This is a genomic window from Sphingomonas arenae, assembly GCF_016924655.1.
In the GTDB taxonomy this organism is placed as follows: domain Bacteria; phylum Pseudomonadota; class Alphaproteobacteria; order Sphingomonadales; family Sphingomonadaceae; genus Sphingomicrobium; species Sphingomicrobium arenae.
This window is the reverse complement of sequence record NZ_JAFFJU010000003.1, coordinates 60,336-75,070: the sequence shown is the minus strand read 5'-3', so window position 1 is coordinate 75,070 and position 14,735 is coordinate 60,336. Positions and strand designations below refer to the sequence as shown.

At 66.0% G+C, this 14,735-nt stretch carries 13 protein-coding genes; 3 read left to right on the top strand and 10 right to left on the bottom strand.

Annotation, left to right across the window (positions count from 1 at the left end):
• Positions 1 to 10 precede the first annotated feature (10 nt).
• Genes JT720_RS11770 through JT720_RS11760 form a run of 3 tightly spaced genes read right to left on the bottom strand, consistent with a single transcriptional unit; the run spans position 11 to position 2,675 of the window.
• The gene (locus JT720_RS11770) at positions 11 to 1,807 is read right to left on the bottom strand and encodes an acyl-CoA dehydrogenase C-terminal domain-containing protein (protein WP_205481499.1); all 1,797 of its coding nucleotides are present in this window, start codon (positions 1,805 to 1,807) and stop codon (positions 11 to 13) included.
• Between the two features lie 3 nt (positions 1,808 to 1,810).
• Entirely contained in the window at positions 1,811 to 2,200 is a 390-nt protein-coding gene (locus JT720_RS11765) for a MerR family transcriptional regulator (RefSeq protein ID WP_205481498.1), read from the bottom strand.
• Positions 2,201 to 2,231: 31 nt separating this feature from the next.
• On the bottom strand, positions 2,232 to 2,675 hold the full coding sequence (locus JT720_RS11760) for a hypothetical protein (protein ID WP_205481497.1): 444 nt from the start codon (positions 2,673 to 2,675) through the stop codon (positions 2,232 to 2,234).
• Positions 2,676 to 2,787: 112 nt separating this feature from the next.
• Between JT720_RS11760 and purF the strand changes: the two genes are divergently transcribed.
• Together purF and JT720_RS11750 are read left to right on the top strand one after the other, a co-directional pair.
• Positions 2,788 to 4,239, top strand: a complete 1,452-nt coding sequence (purF, locus tag JT720_RS11755) for an amidophosphoribosyltransferase (RefSeq protein WP_205481496.1) — start codon at positions 2,788 to 2,790, stop codon at positions 4,237 to 4,239.
• A 19-nt stretch (positions 4,240 to 4,258) separates the two neighbouring features.
• The gene (locus JT720_RS11750; RefSeq protein ID WP_205481495.1) at positions 4,259 to 4,963 is read left to right on the top strand and encodes an SDR family NAD(P)-dependent oxidoreductase; all 705 of its coding nucleotides are present in this window, start codon (positions 4,259 to 4,261) and stop codon (positions 4,961 to 4,963) included.
• Here the strand turns inward: JT720_RS11750 and JT720_RS11745 are convergent.
• The 7 genes from JT720_RS11745 to JT720_RS11715 form a co-directional block, all read right to left on the bottom strand.
• Positions 4,960 to 6,126: a serine hydrolase domain-containing protein gene (locus tag JT720_RS11745; RefSeq protein ID WP_205481494.1), complete on the bottom strand. Its 1,167-nt coding sequence runs from the start codon at positions 6,124 to 6,126 to the stop codon at positions 4,960 to 4,962. The genes JT720_RS11750 and JT720_RS11745 overlap by 4 nt on opposite strands.
• Complete coding sequence (locus JT720_RS11740) at positions 6,126 to 7,373, bottom strand: SAM-dependent methyltransferase (RefSeq protein WP_205481493.1); 1,248 nt, start codon at positions 7,371 to 7,373, stop codon at positions 6,126 to 6,128. Before JT720_RS11740 ends, JT720_RS11745 begins: the two co-directional genes overlap by 1 nt.
• A 104-nt stretch (positions 7,374 to 7,477) precedes the next feature.
• Entirely contained in the window at positions 7,478 to 8,839 is a 1,362-nt protein-coding gene (locus JT720_RS11735; protein WP_205481492.1) for a cryptochrome/photolyase family protein, read from the bottom strand.
• A 15-nt stretch (positions 8,840 to 8,854) separates the two neighbouring features.
• Positions 8,855 to 9,805, bottom strand: a complete 951-nt coding sequence (locus JT720_RS11730; RefSeq protein ID WP_205481491.1) for a metal-dependent hydrolase — start codon at positions 9,803 to 9,805, stop codon at positions 8,855 to 8,857.
• Positions 9,805 to 10,470, bottom strand: a complete 666-nt coding sequence (locus JT720_RS11725; RefSeq protein ID WP_205481490.1) for a spermidine synthase family protein — start codon at positions 10,468 to 10,470, stop codon at positions 9,805 to 9,807. The genes JT720_RS11730 and JT720_RS11725 overlap by 1 nt, the downstream gene beginning before the upstream one ends.
• 107 nt (positions 10,471 to 10,577) lie before the next feature.
• Positions 10,578 to 11,597 (bottom strand): 2-oxoacid:ferredoxin oxidoreductase subunit beta, encoded by a 1,020-nt coding sequence (locus tag JT720_RS11720; RefSeq protein ID WP_205481489.1) that lies wholly within the window; start codon positions 11,595 to 11,597, stop codon positions 10,578 to 10,580.
• A 75-nt stretch (positions 11,598 to 11,672) separates the two neighbouring features.
• On the bottom strand, positions 11,673 to 13,652 hold the full coding sequence (locus JT720_RS11715) for a 2-oxoacid:acceptor oxidoreductase subunit alpha (protein ID WP_205481488.1): 1,980 nt from the start codon (positions 13,650 to 13,652) through the stop codon (positions 11,673 to 11,675).
• A gap of 134 nt (positions 13,653 to 13,786) precedes the next feature.
• Here JT720_RS11715 and JT720_RS11710 point away from each other — a divergent pair, with 134 nt between their 5' ends.
• Complete coding sequence (locus tag JT720_RS11710) at positions 13,787 to 14,716, top strand: alpha/beta hydrolase (protein ID WP_205481487.1); 930 nt, start codon at positions 13,787 to 13,789, stop codon at positions 14,714 to 14,716.
• Positions 14,717 to 14,735: the final 19 nt, after the last annotated feature.

The window sequence follows — 14,735 nt, the reverse complement described above, 5'->3', positions numbered from 1 at the left end:
ACCGACTGCCTCAGAACGCCTCCACCGGAAGCGCCATCAGCGTATCCGCGCCCGCCTCAATCTGCCGGCGGAAGGTACCCGCCTTGACCAGCTCCCGCGAAGCATAGAAGCGCGCGGTGGCGAGCTTGGCATCGTGGAAGGACTGGTCCTCGCCCGGCTGCTCCAGGAGACGAGCCGAAGCCGAGGCCATCTTCAGCCACATCCAGCCGAGCGCCACCACGCCCATGAGGTTCATGTAGGCATATGCCCCTGCCCCGGCATTGTTCGGGTCGGCCATGCCGTTCTGCGCCAGCCACATTGTCGCCTGCTGCAGTTCGCCCAGAGCCTTCTCCAGCGGAGCGGCGATACCCGCAGGATCGCCAGCGGCACGTGCCTCGGCGATGTCGGCCGTCACGACCTCGAAGAAGGTCCGCACGGCCCGGCCGCCATTCTGCGCGAGCTTGCGTCCGACAAGGTCCATTGCCTGCACCCCGTTGGTGCCTTCGTAGATTTGGGCAATGCGGGCATCACGGACGAACTGCTCCATACCCCATTCGCGGATGTAGCCGTGGCCGCCGAACACCTGCTGCATGTTGACCGCCACCTCGAAACCCTTGTCGGTCAGATAGCCCTTGATAACCGGGGTCAGCAGGCTGATGAGGTCGTCGGCCCGCAGGCGGTCCTCTTCCGTCTGGGCCTTGCGCGTCAGGTCAACCTGCAGCGCACCCCACAGGATCAGTGCGCGTGACGCCTCATTGGTGGCCTTGGCTTCCAGCAGCATCCGCCGCACATCGGGGTGAACGAACAGCGTGTCGGCCTTGGCGTTCGGATCGCGGTCGTCCGGCTTCAGCGCCCGGCCCTGCCGGCGGTCCTTCGCGTAAGCCACGGCATTCTGATAGGCGACCTCGGCCTGGGCGAGGCCCTGCAGCCCAACACCCAGGCGCGCAGCGTTCATCATGATGAACATGGCGGCGAGGCCCTTCTCCGGCTCGCCGACCAGATAGCCGATGGCCCCGTCATAGTTCATGACGCACGTCGAGTTGCCGTGGATGCCCATCTTGTGCTCGATCGAGCCGCAGGACAGGCTGTTGCGCTCACCCAGGCTGCCGTCCTCGTTGACGAGGAACTTGGGCACGATGAACAGCGAGATGCCCTTCACATTGTCCGGCGCGCCCGTGATCTTGGCCAGCACCAGGTGGACGATGTTCTCGGACAGGTCGTGCTCGCCCGAGGAAATGAAGATCTTGGTGCCGGAAATCTTGTAGCTGCCATCCGCCTGCGGCTCGGCCTTGGTCTTGAGGAGGCCGAGGTCGGTGCCGCAGTGCGGCTCCGTGAGGTTCATGGTGCCGGTCCACTGGCCGCCGACCATCTTGGGCAGATAGGTCTGCTGCTGCTCCGGCGAGCCCTTGACCAGGATGGCGGCGATCGCCCCCTGGGTCAGGCCATTGTACATCTCGAAGCTGTGGTTCGAGGAGCAGAGATACTCCGACAGCGCCGTGGAAACGACGGAGGGGAGCCCCTGCCCCCCGAACTCCGCCGGAGAATGGAGGGTCGTCCAACCACCGGCAACGAACTGGTTCCACGCGTCCTTGAAGCCCGCGGGAGTGGTCACGGACCCGTCCTCGTGACGGGTGCAGCCTTCCTCGTCGCCGGTACGGTTCAGCGGTAGCAGCACCTCCTGGCAGAAGCGCGCGCCCTCCTCGAGAATAGCCTCGACCAGGTCTGGGGTCGCTTCGCTGAAGCCCGGCAGATTGCCGTAGTTCTGCAGCCCTACGACATGGTCGAGGACGTAGCGCGTGTCGCGGACGGGGGCGTTGTAGACGGGCATGGGTCAGTCCTTCTGGTCAAGGATGGCGATGAAGTCGCGGAGTTCGTCAATGGTGGTGTCGATGTCGCGGCGCTGCTCCTCCAGCGCTGCGATGCGTTCCTTGCAGCGGGCGATCGTCACCTGCCTTTGGGTCCTGCGCTGGTCGCCCAGATCGTAGAGGTCGAGCATCTCACGAACGGTCGCGAGACTGAAGCCCACCCGCTTGGCACGCAGGATCCAGGCCAGACGGGCGCGATCCCGGTCGGAGTAGAGGCGCTGTGTCCCGCGCCGCTCCGGCGAGAGCAGACCCTCGTCTTCGTAGAAGCGCAGGGCGCGACCGGTCACCTCGAACTCGTCGCAGAGTTCACCGATGCTGTAGAAGCGCGAATGGTCGCTGGCGGCCGCTGCGGGCATAAGCTTTCGCTACTTGACGTTCACGTAAAGGTCAACACAACGGATCACCGGCAAGGTCTACGACGGCGCCGGCGCTGTCGCTACGGCGGAACTCGGCACCGGAATAGCTGGCCGTTGGACCGCAGTAATAGGCACATGCTGCGGTCGCGCCGCCTAGCCGCACGCCTTCGCCCGAGATTGTGAGATCGACCCGGCACGCCTGGTCACCGTCCGGAAAGAGCGCGGCAGAACTGCCGTTCCGCCGCAGTGACCCCGTGGCAGTACAGTTGGCGTTCCCCTGACCATAGGTGATGAAGGCTGCGCGGCCTCTTCCTTCATCCAGGCACAGGCGGTTCCGGCCCGATCCGGCAAATGTAACCGTCGCCGCGGCGGGCGTTCGCGACTCTGCGGCGGTGGACTGCTCCTGGGGTGTCTCCTCAGAGCGTCCACACGCCCCCAGGAGAAGCAGACTTGCAGCGATAAAGACGTTCCTCATGGCCCTCACGTGACGTGCCGGGCGCGGCTCTTCAACCCTGGTTCAGGCGCGGGGAGACAAAAGCGGCGCCTTCCCCTATAGGCGGCGCAACTCCAGGCAGGCGGCAGGTTCCATGCTGACGACCAACCCGTTCGACGACGACAAGCTCCGCGAGGAATGCGGCATATTCGGCATCTGGAATGCCGAGGTTGCCGCCAGCTTCGTCGCATTGGGGCTGCACGCTCTGCAGCATCGCGGCCAGGAGGCCGCCGGCGTCACAAGCTACGACGGGATGAGCTTCCACTCCCATCGTGCCATGGGGCATGTCGCAGGTAATTTCGACAAGGACGAGGTGATCCGCTCCCTTCCCGGGCGAACCGCGATCGGACACGTCCGCTATTCGACTACCGGCTCTTCGGCCATCCGCAACGTCCAGCCCCTCTTCGCGGAGCTGAGCGAGGGCGGCTTCGCGGTGGCGCACAACGGCAACCTGTCGAACGCGATGAAGCTGCGTCGGACTCTCAATCGCCGGGGCTCAATCTTCCAGTCGACGTCGGATACCGAGGTCATCATCCACCTGGTGGCGACCAGCCACTATACGACGTCGCTGGACAAGCTGATCGACGCGCTGGGCCAGGTCGAAGGCGCCTATTCGCTGCTGGTCCTGACCGAGCAGGGACTGATCGCCTGCCGCGACCCCCTCGGCATTCGCCCGCTGGTGATGGGGCGGATCGGCGAGTCCGTCATCTTTGCGAGCGAGACCGTCGCGCTGGACGTGATCGGTGCCCGCTACGAACGCGAGATCGGCCCGGGCGAGATGGTCGTCGTAAACGAGGAGGGCGTCCGCAGCTTCCGACCCTTCGCCGCGGCGAACCCTCGCCCTTGCATCTTCGAGCACGTGTATTTCAGTCGCCCGGACAGCGTGGTGGACGGCATCTCCGTCTACGAATCGCGCAAGAACATCGGGGCGGAGCTGGCCATGGAGGCTCCGGTCGAGGCCGACCTCGTGGTCCCGGTGCCCGACAGCGGCGTTCCGGCAGCGATCGGCTACAGCCAGAAGTCCGGCCTCCCGTTCGAGCTCGGCATCATCCGCTCGCACTATGTCGGGCGCACGTTCATCCAGCCGAACCAGGAGGTCCGGCATCTCGGCGTCAAGCTGAAGCACAATGCCAACCATGCCCTGATCAAGGGCAAGCGGGTGGTGCTGATCGACGACTCGATCGTGCGTGGCACCACCAGCCTCAAGATCGTGCAGATGATGCGCGATGCTGGTGCCCGCGAGGTTCACATGCGGATCGCGTCCCCGCCGACCCGCCACAGCTGCTTTTATGGAGTCGACACGCCCGAGCGCGCGAAGCTGCTCGCCGCGCAGATGGACGTGGAAGGCATGACCAAGTTCATCAACGCCGACACCCTCGCCTTCATCTCCATCGAAGGGCTATATCGGGCGCTAGGAGAGAGCCGGAATCCAACTTCGCCGCAGCGCTGCGATGCCTGCTTCACCGGCGATTATCCGACACGGCTGACGGACCTCACCGACAAGAAGACGGAAGAAAGCGGATTGGCGCTGGTCGCCTCGCGCTAGGCTCGCTAACGCGCGCGCCATGACAGCATTGCAAGGCAAACTCGTCCTCGTCACCGGGGCTTCGCGCGGCATTGGCGCTGCGACAGCGGAAGCACTCGCGCGCAGTGGGGCGCACGTTATTCTGGTCGCGCGCACCGCATCGGGGCTCGAGCAAGTGGAGGACCGGATCCACGAGGCGGGCGGAAGCGCCACTATCGCGCCCCTGGATCTTACCGATGGCGAGGCGATCGGCAAACTCGCGACGGCCGTGGCAGAGCGTTGGGGACAGCTCGACATCCTGGTGATGAACGCGGCCATGCTCGGTACCCTGACGCCGGTCGAGCATATCGATCCGAAGGAATACGCCCGCGTCCTCGGCATCAACCTGCTGGCGAACCAGGCCCTTATCGCCGCCTTCGACCCGCTGCTTCGCCGGGCGAAAAAGGCGGACGTCATCGGTGTGACCAGCTCCGTAGGCCGGGAACCCCGCGCATTCTGGGGCGCCTACGGGTCGTCCAAGGCTGCCTTCGAAATTCTGTTGGGCGCCTATGCGGACGAAACGGACCACACCGGCAAGCTGCGGGTCACCGTGCTTGATCCGGGTGCCACGCGGACTCGCATGCGCGAGCTGGCCTTTCCCGGCGAGAACCCCGAGAGCGTCAAGTCCCCAGAGGTTGTTGCGGAGCGCATCGTTCAGCTCCTGTCGGAGGAGCGCGCAACAGGGGCACGCGTCCGCGTCGACTAAAGGCGGGTGGCGGCGTCCGCGAGGCGCTGGAAGAAGGCCGTCCTCTGCTGGGCGAGATCGTCGTTCAGCGCCGCGGGCCAGGCGCTGACGGCCACGATGGCCAGCTTGCGCTTGGGATCGATCCAGATGCTCTGTCCGAAGATGCCGCTGGCACGGTATCCGCTCGGCTCGATCCACCAGAGATAGCCGTAGCCCCGGCCCGGCTGCTGGAAGGGCTGGTGGATGGCCGTGGCATCCCGGACCCATCCGCTGGCGAGCAGGCCGGCTCCCTCCTCGAGCATCAGCTGCCCCAGCCGGGCATAATCCCGCAATCGCGCTGAGATGCAGCAGCCGGCGATCTCCTGTCCCTGCTCATCCACCTGCCAGGCGGCGTCGGCCTCCATTCCATACGGCTGCCACAGCTTGAGCGAGGCATAACGGCTGATCGGCATCTTGACGGCGCGCGCCAGGATCACGCCGGCAAGGTTGGTCTCTCCCGTATTGTAGTTGAACCGGCTGCCAGGCATCGCGGCACGCGCGAGGGTCTTCATGTACGACACCGTCACGTCCTCGCCGGACGGCACCGGGCGAGCGAACATCTGTGCGACGTCGGACTTCGGGTCGGTATAGTCCTCGTTCCACTTGGCACCGGATGACATGGTCAGCACCTGGCGGACGGTCACGCCGTCATAGGCGCTGCCTTTCAGCTCGGGCACGTAGCGGATCACGAGGTCATCGAGCGACTGGATGGACCGATCCTTTAACGCTGCCCCGAACAAGGTGGAGGTGACCGACTTCGCCACGGAGAAGCTGGTCCAGCGCTGGTCGGGCCCGAAGCCGCGCGCATAGCGCTCGAGCCGGACGCGGTCGTCCTGAAGCACGATCAGCCCGGCGATGTTCTGATCCTCAATGAACCGAGTCACGTCGGCATCCGCAACAGGCAGCGGCCGACCGCGGGGCAGTAGACGCGCCTTGCCGCCGGCCTTGATCGGAACCGCCGGGAAGATCTGCTCCATGCGCCGGAAATTGGCGTCTCGCTGCTGCTGACTCCAGAACAGCACCTCCGCGCCTGCCCTGCGCACGGCCTCACGGCTTCCCGCGTCGGCAGGCACCGGCGCCTGCGCAGCCGCGGAAACGGGGGCAAACGCAATCGCAAGCGCAAGGCTGAGGCAGGCAATCCGCATCACATCTCCTTCGTCAGGGTGACCTGGCCGACGTTGATGCCGTCGCCGCGGAAACCCCCTTCGCAGTACATCAGGTAGTAGCGCCAGAGCCGATGAAACTCCTCGCTGAAGCCGGCAAGCCGCCCTTCGGCAATCGCAGCGTCATAGCGTTCACGCCACAGCTTCAGCGTCCGCGCATAATCCTGCCCGAACCAGCGCACGTCCTCCCAATTCAGGCCGCGATCCCTCGCCAGCCCGGCAAAGCGGGGCTCTTGCAGCAGCATTCCGCCCGGGAAGATGTAAGCCTGGATGAAGTCAGCCGACGCGGCATAGCGGTCGAACAGTTCCGGCCGGATGCTGATGAACTGCAAGGCTGCACGCCCACCGGGCTCCAAGGACTGCGTGATGCAGTCGAGGTAGGCACCCCACCAGCGCTGTCCGACCGCTTCGACCATTTCAACCGACGCGACCGCGTCGAAGGTCTCGCGGACGTCACGATAGTCCTGAAGGCGAATCTCGATCCGATCGGACAAACCTGCTTCGACGATCCTGCGGTCGGCCCAGAGTTTCTGCTCCGTCGAAAGCGTCAGGCCGACTACCCTGGCGCCGCGCCGCGCCGCCTCGATCGCCAGAGTTCCCCAGCCACAACCGATTTCAAGCAGCCGATCACCCGGCTTGAGCGCGAGCCGATCAAGTAGACGGGCGACCTTGCGATCCTGTGCCTTGGCAAGATCTTCCACGCCTTCGAACAGGGCCGACGAATAGGTCATACCCGGGTCCAGCCAAGCGGCGTAGAAGTCGTTGCCGAGGTCGTAATGCGCCGCGATATTGTCTCGCGCCTGGACCGGGCTGTTGTCCCGCCATTGGTGCGCGGCCCAGTTCAACAGGCGCATCGGTCCCTTGGCGCGTGCCGTGTCTCCGAGACTCGCCGCGTTGCGCATGAATAGCTCGAATAGCGGCACGGGATCTGGCGATGACCACTCGCCCTTCTCCCATGCCTTGTACCAGCCGACACTCCCCGACGTCGCGAGCCGCACCAGTGCCATCCAGCTGTGGAGGTGGACCACCGGCTCCGGACCTGGGCCATGGAAGCCGATCCGCCGCTGCTCACCGGACGGCAGCGTTGCGTGGATGCCGCCCTCGATCAGGCGCTCGTCCAGCCGATCCACGATCCTGGAGAAAGCCGGCGCGACAAGACGCCCCACGAGGCCTGCGCCTGTCGCGAAACCGCGGTCGGCCCGCAGCAGATGCTCACCCCTGGTTGCCATCACGGCGTCTTTGCCGAGGGGCAGGGACACTTCAACCCCACTCGTGCTGAGCAGCAGCGTGAGCGGCGTTTCGAAGCGCGCCCTTCGATAGGCTGCTGGACCGCTCAGGACGATCGGGCTCTGGCCTCCCGAAATGCCTGCAACGCCCGCTCCCGCGCTTCACGGTGGCCGATCAGCGGCGTGGCGTACTCGGCTGGCGCCACTCCCTTACTCCACGGATCGTGGATCTCTGCGTCCGAAAGGTGGGCGAGCTCCGGCACCCACCTCCGGATGTAGTCCGCCGCCCCAAACTTCTCCGACTGAAGCAAGGGCGCCATGACCCGGTAGAAGGGTTGGCTGTCGAAGCCGGTGCCGGCGATCCATTGCCAGTTCTGGCTGTTGTTTGCGTAGTCGGCGTCCACCAGCGTGTCCCAGAACCACAGCGCTCCGCGCCGCCAATCGAGCAGCAGATGCTTCACGAGGAAGCTCGCCGTGATCAGGCGCACGCGATTGTGCATCCAGCCTGTCACCCACAGCTGGCGCATACCCGCGTCAACGATCGGGTAGCCGGTCTGACCCTCAGTCCAGGCCGCGAAATTCTGGTCGGCCTGCGTGCCGGTGCGGTACTTCAATCCGATCGAGCGCTGCTCCCGCGTTCCGAGGTCCCGATCGGCGAGTACCACGTGGCGCGAGAAGTCCCGCCAGGCGATCTCCCGTCGAAACTTGTCGCCTGCGCCCTCCTCCAGGCCGTGCCACACTTGCCTGGGACTAATCTCGCCATGATGCAGGTGCGGCGACAGGTTGGAGGTACCGACTTCCGCCGGAAGGTCGCGACGACCCGCATAGGAGGCCGCCTCCGCCGCGAAGCGCCGGAGGTGGTAGAGAGCGCCTGCCTCGCCGGGCTCCCAAACCGCGAAACCCTTCGCCCAGTTCGGCCGTGTGGGGAGCAGCTCCCAGTCCTCGAGCCGATCGGACGCCGGCAGCCGCTCCGGCCCCGCGAGTTCGCGCGGAGCAGGCCGCGGTTTGGGCGGCGGCAAGTGCTGGGAGAGAGCGCGGAAGAACGGGCCGAAAATCTTGAACCCGCCACCGGAGCCGGTGCGGATGGCCGAGGGCTCATGGAGCACGTCGCCCTCGTGTAGGGTCAAGCGTTCGCCCACCTCGGCTTCGGCTTGCCGCCACCACGGCTCGTAGTGGCGCGTGGCGTGGACCGCCGCCCCGAGCTTCTCAGCGACTTGGCGGACGACCTCGGGCGACTTTCCGCGCCGCAGGATTAGCGCGCCTCCCCGCTCCTCCAAACCGCGGCCAAGGCTCGCCAGGCTATGGTGCAGCCACCAGCGCTGGGCGCCCCCGATCGCCCAGCGGCCGGGTGCCTCATCATCCAGCACATAGAGGGCGACCACGGGCCCGCGCTCCATTGCGGCGGCGAAGGCCGGCTGGTCGGCGAGACGGAGGTCCTGGCGGAGCCAGACGAGTTGCGTGTCGGCCATGATGGGTCGAGCGAGCTACTGCCCGCTCGGTTCCGGGGAGAGCACTACGGTAAATGGGTCATATTCGCCCACCGTGCGCCCCGCCGACTGGCGCAGCGAAGAGGAAAACCGCTGATCCTTCAATACGGTGCGACCATTCTCTTCCACGACATATGGCATTCGCGACCAGAAGAGGAACGCCTCCACATCGCTCCTCCCGCGGGCGGCGGTCAGAGCCGGGTCGTCGAGCCGGTTCGGGCAGGATGCGTCAGGCAGGCGCACTCCGGTCAGCAGGCCATAGTCTCCGTCGCCATGCACCTCCGCATCGCGCCACAGCATGCGCCGGTTCCAGAAGGTGAACGGCAGTGGGTTGGCGACGACCAATTCGGCGCGATGGCCACGCTGTTCGAGCACGGCATGGGTATGCGCCTCGGCACGGCCGGTAATCAGTCCGTTGGCCAGGATGTAAGCCCCGATGGCCGCAAACCCGATCCACGCCGGACGCTGCCAGTCCCCGCCACGCTTCTCCCGGCGCCGCGACCAGAGGAAGCTGACGATCAGCGCCGCCCAGATCCAGACGTCTACGATGAACAAAGTGTCGCCGGCAAACCAGCGATGGCTGAACGGCTCCAGCAGGCGCACCCCGTAGCTGTTCAGCCAGTCGAGCGCGGGATGGCTCCACGTCCCAAGGCAGGCGAGCAGCAGCAAGGGCCAGAAACGCACCGGCTGTCCAGCCTTGTTCCGCCGCCACTTTTCCCATGCCAAGACCGCTCCGGTCAGAAGCAGCGGCAGGATCAGCATGGCGGGAGGGCCGTGGGTGATCCCTCGGCGTATAGCGAGGCTCTCGGTCCCGAGCACCGAAGCGATGGCGTCAAGATCGGGAATGTTGGCAGCGATGATCAGCGTCGCCATCGCCCGTCCGGTCAGTCGCTTCAGGCCCATCTGTCCCAGGAGCGCGCCGGCCAGGCTGTGCGTGAGATTGTCCATCAGCGCGGCGTCGCGAACCAGATGTGATGCCTCGGCCCCTTGCCATTGGCCCGGGCCCGAACGACTTCCTCGTCAACGGCATAGCCGGCGTTGGTGAGACTTCGCGTGAAGCGCGGATCGGGGGCTGCGGACCAGATCGCCAGAAGCCCGCCCCGTCGGAGCGCCGCCTTTGCTGCGGCAAGTCCCGCCGAAGAATAGAGGCGGTCATTGGCGGCTCGGACGAGCGCATCCGGCCCATTGTCGACGTCGAGCAGGATGGCGTCGTAGGTCCCGCCGCTGATCGCGTCCGCCACGTCGCCGAGCCGCACCGTCACGCGCGGGTCGTCCAGTCCGCCTCCCGTGAGTGCCGCCATTGGACCTCGAGCCCATTCGATGATCTCGGGGACCAGCTCCGCAACCGTGAGAGTGGCATCCTTGGGGAGGGCCCGGAGAGCGGCCCGCAGCGTGAAGCCCATCCCATAGCCGCCCACCAGCCAATGCTGGCGAGGACGCGAACCCAGCCGTGCCGCCGTAAGCTCGGCGAGCGCCTCTTCCGAGCCACTCATCCGGGTCGACATGAGTTCCTCGCGCTCGACCAGGATCATGTGGTCACGCCCGCGCCGATAAAGCCTCATCTCCTCGCCGCCCGGGATTCGGGCGGTGGCGACCAGCTCGCGCGGGATCATGGGATCGTCATCCGTCACTCCCGCGAAGGCGGGAGTCCATCACCGGTCCGTGAGACTCGCGAAACATTCGGGAGATGGATTCCTGCCCCCGCGGGAATGACCGTCCCCTACTCAGCCCGCGGCTCCTTCTCGACCTGCCAGCTCTGGCCCTTGCTCACCAGCGCCTGCAGGTCTGGCGCCTTGCCGGCGCTGACCGTCCGGTTCTGCTCCAGCACGGCCTCGTCGAAGGTCGGCGCCGGATCGTCGTAGATGACGCCGAGCGCGACCGGGAAGCCCTGCCCAGGCATCTCGACCAGCAGGTGCGCCAGCAGACGATTCCTGGGATTGTGGACCAGCACCGCGGGATCGTCCCCGGGGACGACCTTCAGCGCGAGCGTCTCCAGATCCAGCGCTATGCCCTTGGCCCCACCTGCAAATAGCATCTTCTCACCGGGCTTCAGCCACAGCTGCATTTCGGTCGCGACTTCCCGTGCCGTAAAGGGCGCGAACACGTCGTCGTTGTAAACAACGCAGTTCTGAAAGATCTCCACGAAGGCGGCGCCCTTGTGCGCGTGCGCCGCCTTGAGCACGTCGGGCAGGTTCTTGTGAACGTCGATCCCACGCGCAACGAAGCGAGCGCCCGAGCCGAGGGCGAATGCCGCCGGCCGGGTCGGGCGATCGACCGAACCGAAGGGCGTGGAGGGCGAGCGGGTCCCAATCCGGCTGGTGGGAGAATATTGCCCCTTGGTCAGGCCGTAGATCTCGTTGTTGAACAGCAGGATCTGGCAGTTCAGGTTGCGGCGCAGCACGTGCATCGTGTGGTTGCCGCCGATCGACAGCGCGTCGCCATCGCCGGTGATGATCCACACGTCCAGCTCCGGGTTCGCCAGCTTGATGCCCGTTGCCACCGCCGGCGCTCGGCCGTGGATGGTATGGAAGCCGAATGTCTCCATGTAGTAGGGGAACCGGCTGGAACAGCCGATCCCGGAGACGAACACCGTCTTCTCCCGCGCGACGCCCAGGTCAGGCATGGTGCGCTGCACGGCCTTCAGAACCGCATAGTCCCCGCAGCCCGGACACCAGCGGACTTCCTGGTCCGACGCCCAGTCCTTGGCAGTGGTCTTCTCGATAGGGGTGAGTTCGTTCATGTCAGAGCAGCCAGTAAATGAGGACCAGGACGACGATCAGCATGGCGACCAGCGGAAAGGCGTTGATCGGCTTCATCACGCAAGGCCTTCTCGGACGGTGCGACCGTCATCGTGACCGGAGTCGCGGATCGGCAGCTGCGCCGGATCGGGTCGCAGGTTCACGGGCGAATGCCCCTCCAGCGCCTCGGCGATGGCGGCCTCGATCTCGGCAATGCGGAAGGGCTGGCCACTGACCTTGGTCAGGGAGCGCGCATCGACCAGATACTGATCGCGCAGCACAGTCTTGAGCTGGCCCGCGTTCATCTCCGGCACGATTACCCGGCCGAAGCTCTTCAGCAGTTCGCCGAGGTTCCGCGGCAGCGGCCAGATGTGGCGAATGTGCACGTGGGCCACGTCGTGGCCGCGCGCACGCATCCGGCGGACCGCCTGGTGGATGGGTCCGAAGGTCGAACCCCATCCGACCACGGCCATAGCTGCGCCGCGCTCGCCCAGACATACGTCCTGCTCGGGGATGTCGTTGGCAATGCCCAGCACCTTCTGGTGCCGCTGGCGCGTCATCTCCGCATGGGCGGCCGGCGAATAGTCGAGGTCGCCCGTGCCCGGGTTCTTCTCGATTCCGCCGATCCGGTGCGTCAGCCCCGGCGTGCCTGGCTTGACCCACGGCCGAGCCATGCGGTCGTTGCGCTGATAGGGCAGCAGCTTGCCGTCCTTCATCGGCGCATCACCATTCGCGAATTGCACGGGGAACGGCGCGTAGCCGCTCATGTCCGGCACCTTCCACGGTTCGGCAGCATTGGCGATGTAGCCGTCCGTCAGCAGCATGACGGGCGTCATGTAATGGGCGGCGATACGACACGCCTCGATCGCGCAGTCGAACGCGTCTGATGGCGAGCGGGCAGCGATCACCGGCAGCGGCGCATCCCCATTGCGGCCGTAGACCGCCTGGTAGAGATCGGACTGCTCCGTCTTCGTCGGCAGCCCGGTAGACGGCCCGCCACGCTGCGAGTTGACGATCACCAGCGGCAGCTCGGTCATGATCGCCAGACCCATCGCCTCGGTCTTCAGCGCAATGCCGGGACCCGACGATGACGTGACGCCCAACTGCCCCGCATAGCTCGCGCCAATGGCAGCGCAGATGGCGGCGATCTCGTCCTCCGCCTGGAAGGTCGTGATTCCATATTCCTTCAGGCGGCTGAGATGATGCAGCAGCGGCGAGGCCGGGGTGATCGGATAGGAGCCGAAGAACATCGGCAATCCTGCCAGCTGCGCACCCGCCACAAGGCCCAGCCCAAGCGCTTCCGCGCCGGTCACCGTCCGATAGAGACCGGGCTCCGCCGGAGCGGGACCGATGTGCCGCGGCTTCACCGCCGCGCCCATCTCCACCGTCTCGCCATAGGCATGACCGGCGTTGAGGGCCGCAATGTTCGCTTCTGCAAGCTGCGGAGCCTTGGCGAACTTGGTCTTGAGCCAATCCACGATCGGTTCACGCGAACGGTCGAACATCCAGAGCGCCAGCCCCAGGGTCCACATGTTCTTGCAGCGAAGCGCTTCCTTGTTGCCGAGCCCGAACGGCTTCACGGCGTCCAGCGTCAGCTGTGAGATGTTGAATTTCACGAGCTGCCACTTGGCCAGACTGTCATCCTCCAGCGGGTTCTGCTCGTAGCCCGCTTTCGCAAGGTTGCGCTGCGTGAACTCCCCCTCGTCGGCGATGATCAGCCCGCCCTCGCGAAGCTGGTTCACGTTCACCTTCAGGGCCGCCGGGTTCATGGCGATGAGCACGTCGGGCTCGTCGCCCGCCGTCTCGATCGCCGCGGAGCCGAAGTTGATCTGGAAGGCCGATACACCGAACGTGGTGCCCTGCGGTGCCCGGATTTCTGCCGGAAAGTCCGGGAATGTCGCGAGGTCGTTGCCGGCCAGCGCCGTGGACAGGGTGAACTGGCCGCCGGTCAGCTGCATCCCATCGCCGGAATCCCCGGCAAAGCGGACGACGACGGCTTCCTGCGGCGCATCGCTGTGCGCTTCTTCTGGGGTGAGGAGATGGGTGGCCGTAGCCATTACAGATCCTGCGATGTGGGGTTTCGAGGTCTATCTAAGCGCATTGTGGCAAGTTTGCGAGGGCGGAGAGTAGCTGGTCTCCATCGCCCGGCCTGCGGCTTGCCTCAGGGGCGGCTGGCCGCGATGAGGACGGCATGACCCAGCCCTTTGTTCGTCCCGATGTTCGCGCGTTCCTCGACCAGATGGCGGCCGGAGGCGCCAAGCGGGCCGTCGACGTGTCGCTCGCCGAGGCACGCAACATGATGCATGCCTCCAAGCACCTGTTCGATGCGCCCACCGGAGAGCTCGCGATCATCCGCGACATCGCGGGCGGACCCTGCCCGATGCGGCTCTACGATGCGAGGACGGAGCGCCGTGCCGGACCGGTGCTGGTCTTCTATCACGGCGGCGGCTTCGTCCTGGGCGATATCGCCACCCATGAGCCCCTCTGCGCGGAGATCGCCCGGCTGCTGGATCTGCCGGTGGTCTCGGTCGACTACCGGCTCGCACCGGAACACCCCTTCCCCGCCGGCGTGACGGATGCCATCGAATCAGCGCGGTGGCTCGCGGCCAGCCCGGCTGAGCTGGGTCTGCAAACGTCGGGTCTCGTGCTGGCCGGCGACAGTGCCGGCGGCAACTTCGCTATCGTGACCGCCCTGGCCCTGCGCGACTCGCCTGCCAAAGTCCCGGTCCTCGCGCAGTGGCCGATCTACCCGGCGGCGAACCCGACGGAAGGCTACCCTAGCCTGGAGGATTTCGGCGAAGGCTACCTCCTGTCACGCGACAGCATGCACTGGTTCGACGAATGCTATGCGCCCGCCGCCCGCGACTGGCGCTACGATCCGCTCCACCGGTCTCAAGATGGGATGCCTCCAACCCTCGTGGTCACGGCTGGACTCGACCCGATCCGGGACCAGGGACGCGCCTATGCCGCGGCCTGCGCTCAAGCCGGCGTTTCGACGGTCTATCTCGAGTGCGCAGGCACGATCCACGGCTTCATGAACCTTCGCAAGGCCTTGCCCAGCGCGCAGGGCGATCTCGAACGCTGCATCGCTCACCTCAAGCTGCTGCTTGCGCCAGCCTGAGCAGGAGAAGCGCTGCGTC

Coding starts and splice junctions, on each gene's coding strand:
- JT720_RS11770 (WP_205481499.1), bottom strand. CDS start 1,807: ATGCCCGTCTACAACGCCCCCGTCCGCGACACGCGCTACGTCCTCGAC.
- JT720_RS11765 (WP_205481498.1), bottom strand. CDS start 2,200: ATGCCCGCAGCGGCCGCCAGCGACCATTCGCGCTTCTACAGCATCGGT.
- JT720_RS11760 (WP_205481497.1), bottom strand. CDS start 2,675: ATGAGGAACGTCTTTATCGCTGCAAGTCTGCTTCTCCTGGGGGCGTGT.
- purF (WP_205481496.1), top strand. CDS start 2,788: ATGCTGACGACCAACCCGTTCGACGACGACAAGCTCCGCGAGGAATGC.
- JT720_RS11750 (WP_205481495.1), top strand. CDS start 4,259: ATGACAGCATTGCAAGGCAAACTCGTCCTCGTCACCGGGGCTTCGCGC.
- JT720_RS11745 (WP_205481494.1), bottom strand. CDS start 6,126: ATGCGGATTGCCTGCCTCAGCCTTGCGCTTGCGATTGCGTTTGCCCCC.
- JT720_RS11740 (WP_205481493.1), bottom strand. CDS start 7,373: ATGGCAACCAGGGGTGAGCATCTGCTGCGGGCCGACCGCGGTTTCGCG.
- JT720_RS11735 (WP_205481492.1), bottom strand. CDS start 8,839: ATGGCCGACACGCAACTCGTCTGGCTCCGCCAGGACCTCCGTCTCGCC.
- JT720_RS11730 (WP_205481491.1), bottom strand. CDS start 9,805: ATGGACAATCTCACGCACAGCCTGGCCGGCGCGCTCCTGGGACAGATG.
- JT720_RS11725 (WP_205481490.1), bottom strand. CDS start 10,470: ATGATCCCGCGCGAGCTGGTCGCCACCGCCCGAATCCCGGGCGGCGAG.
- JT720_RS11720 (WP_205481489.1), bottom strand. CDS start 11,597: ATGAACGAACTCACCCCTATCGAGAAGACCACTGCCAAGGACTGGGCG.
- JT720_RS11715 (WP_205481488.1), bottom strand. CDS start 13,652: ATGGCTACGGCCACCCATCTCCTCACCCCAGAAGAAGCGCACAGCGAT.
- JT720_RS11710 (WP_205481487.1), top strand. CDS start 13,787: ATGACCCAGCCCTTTGTTCGTCCCGATGTTCGCGCGTTCCTCGACCAG.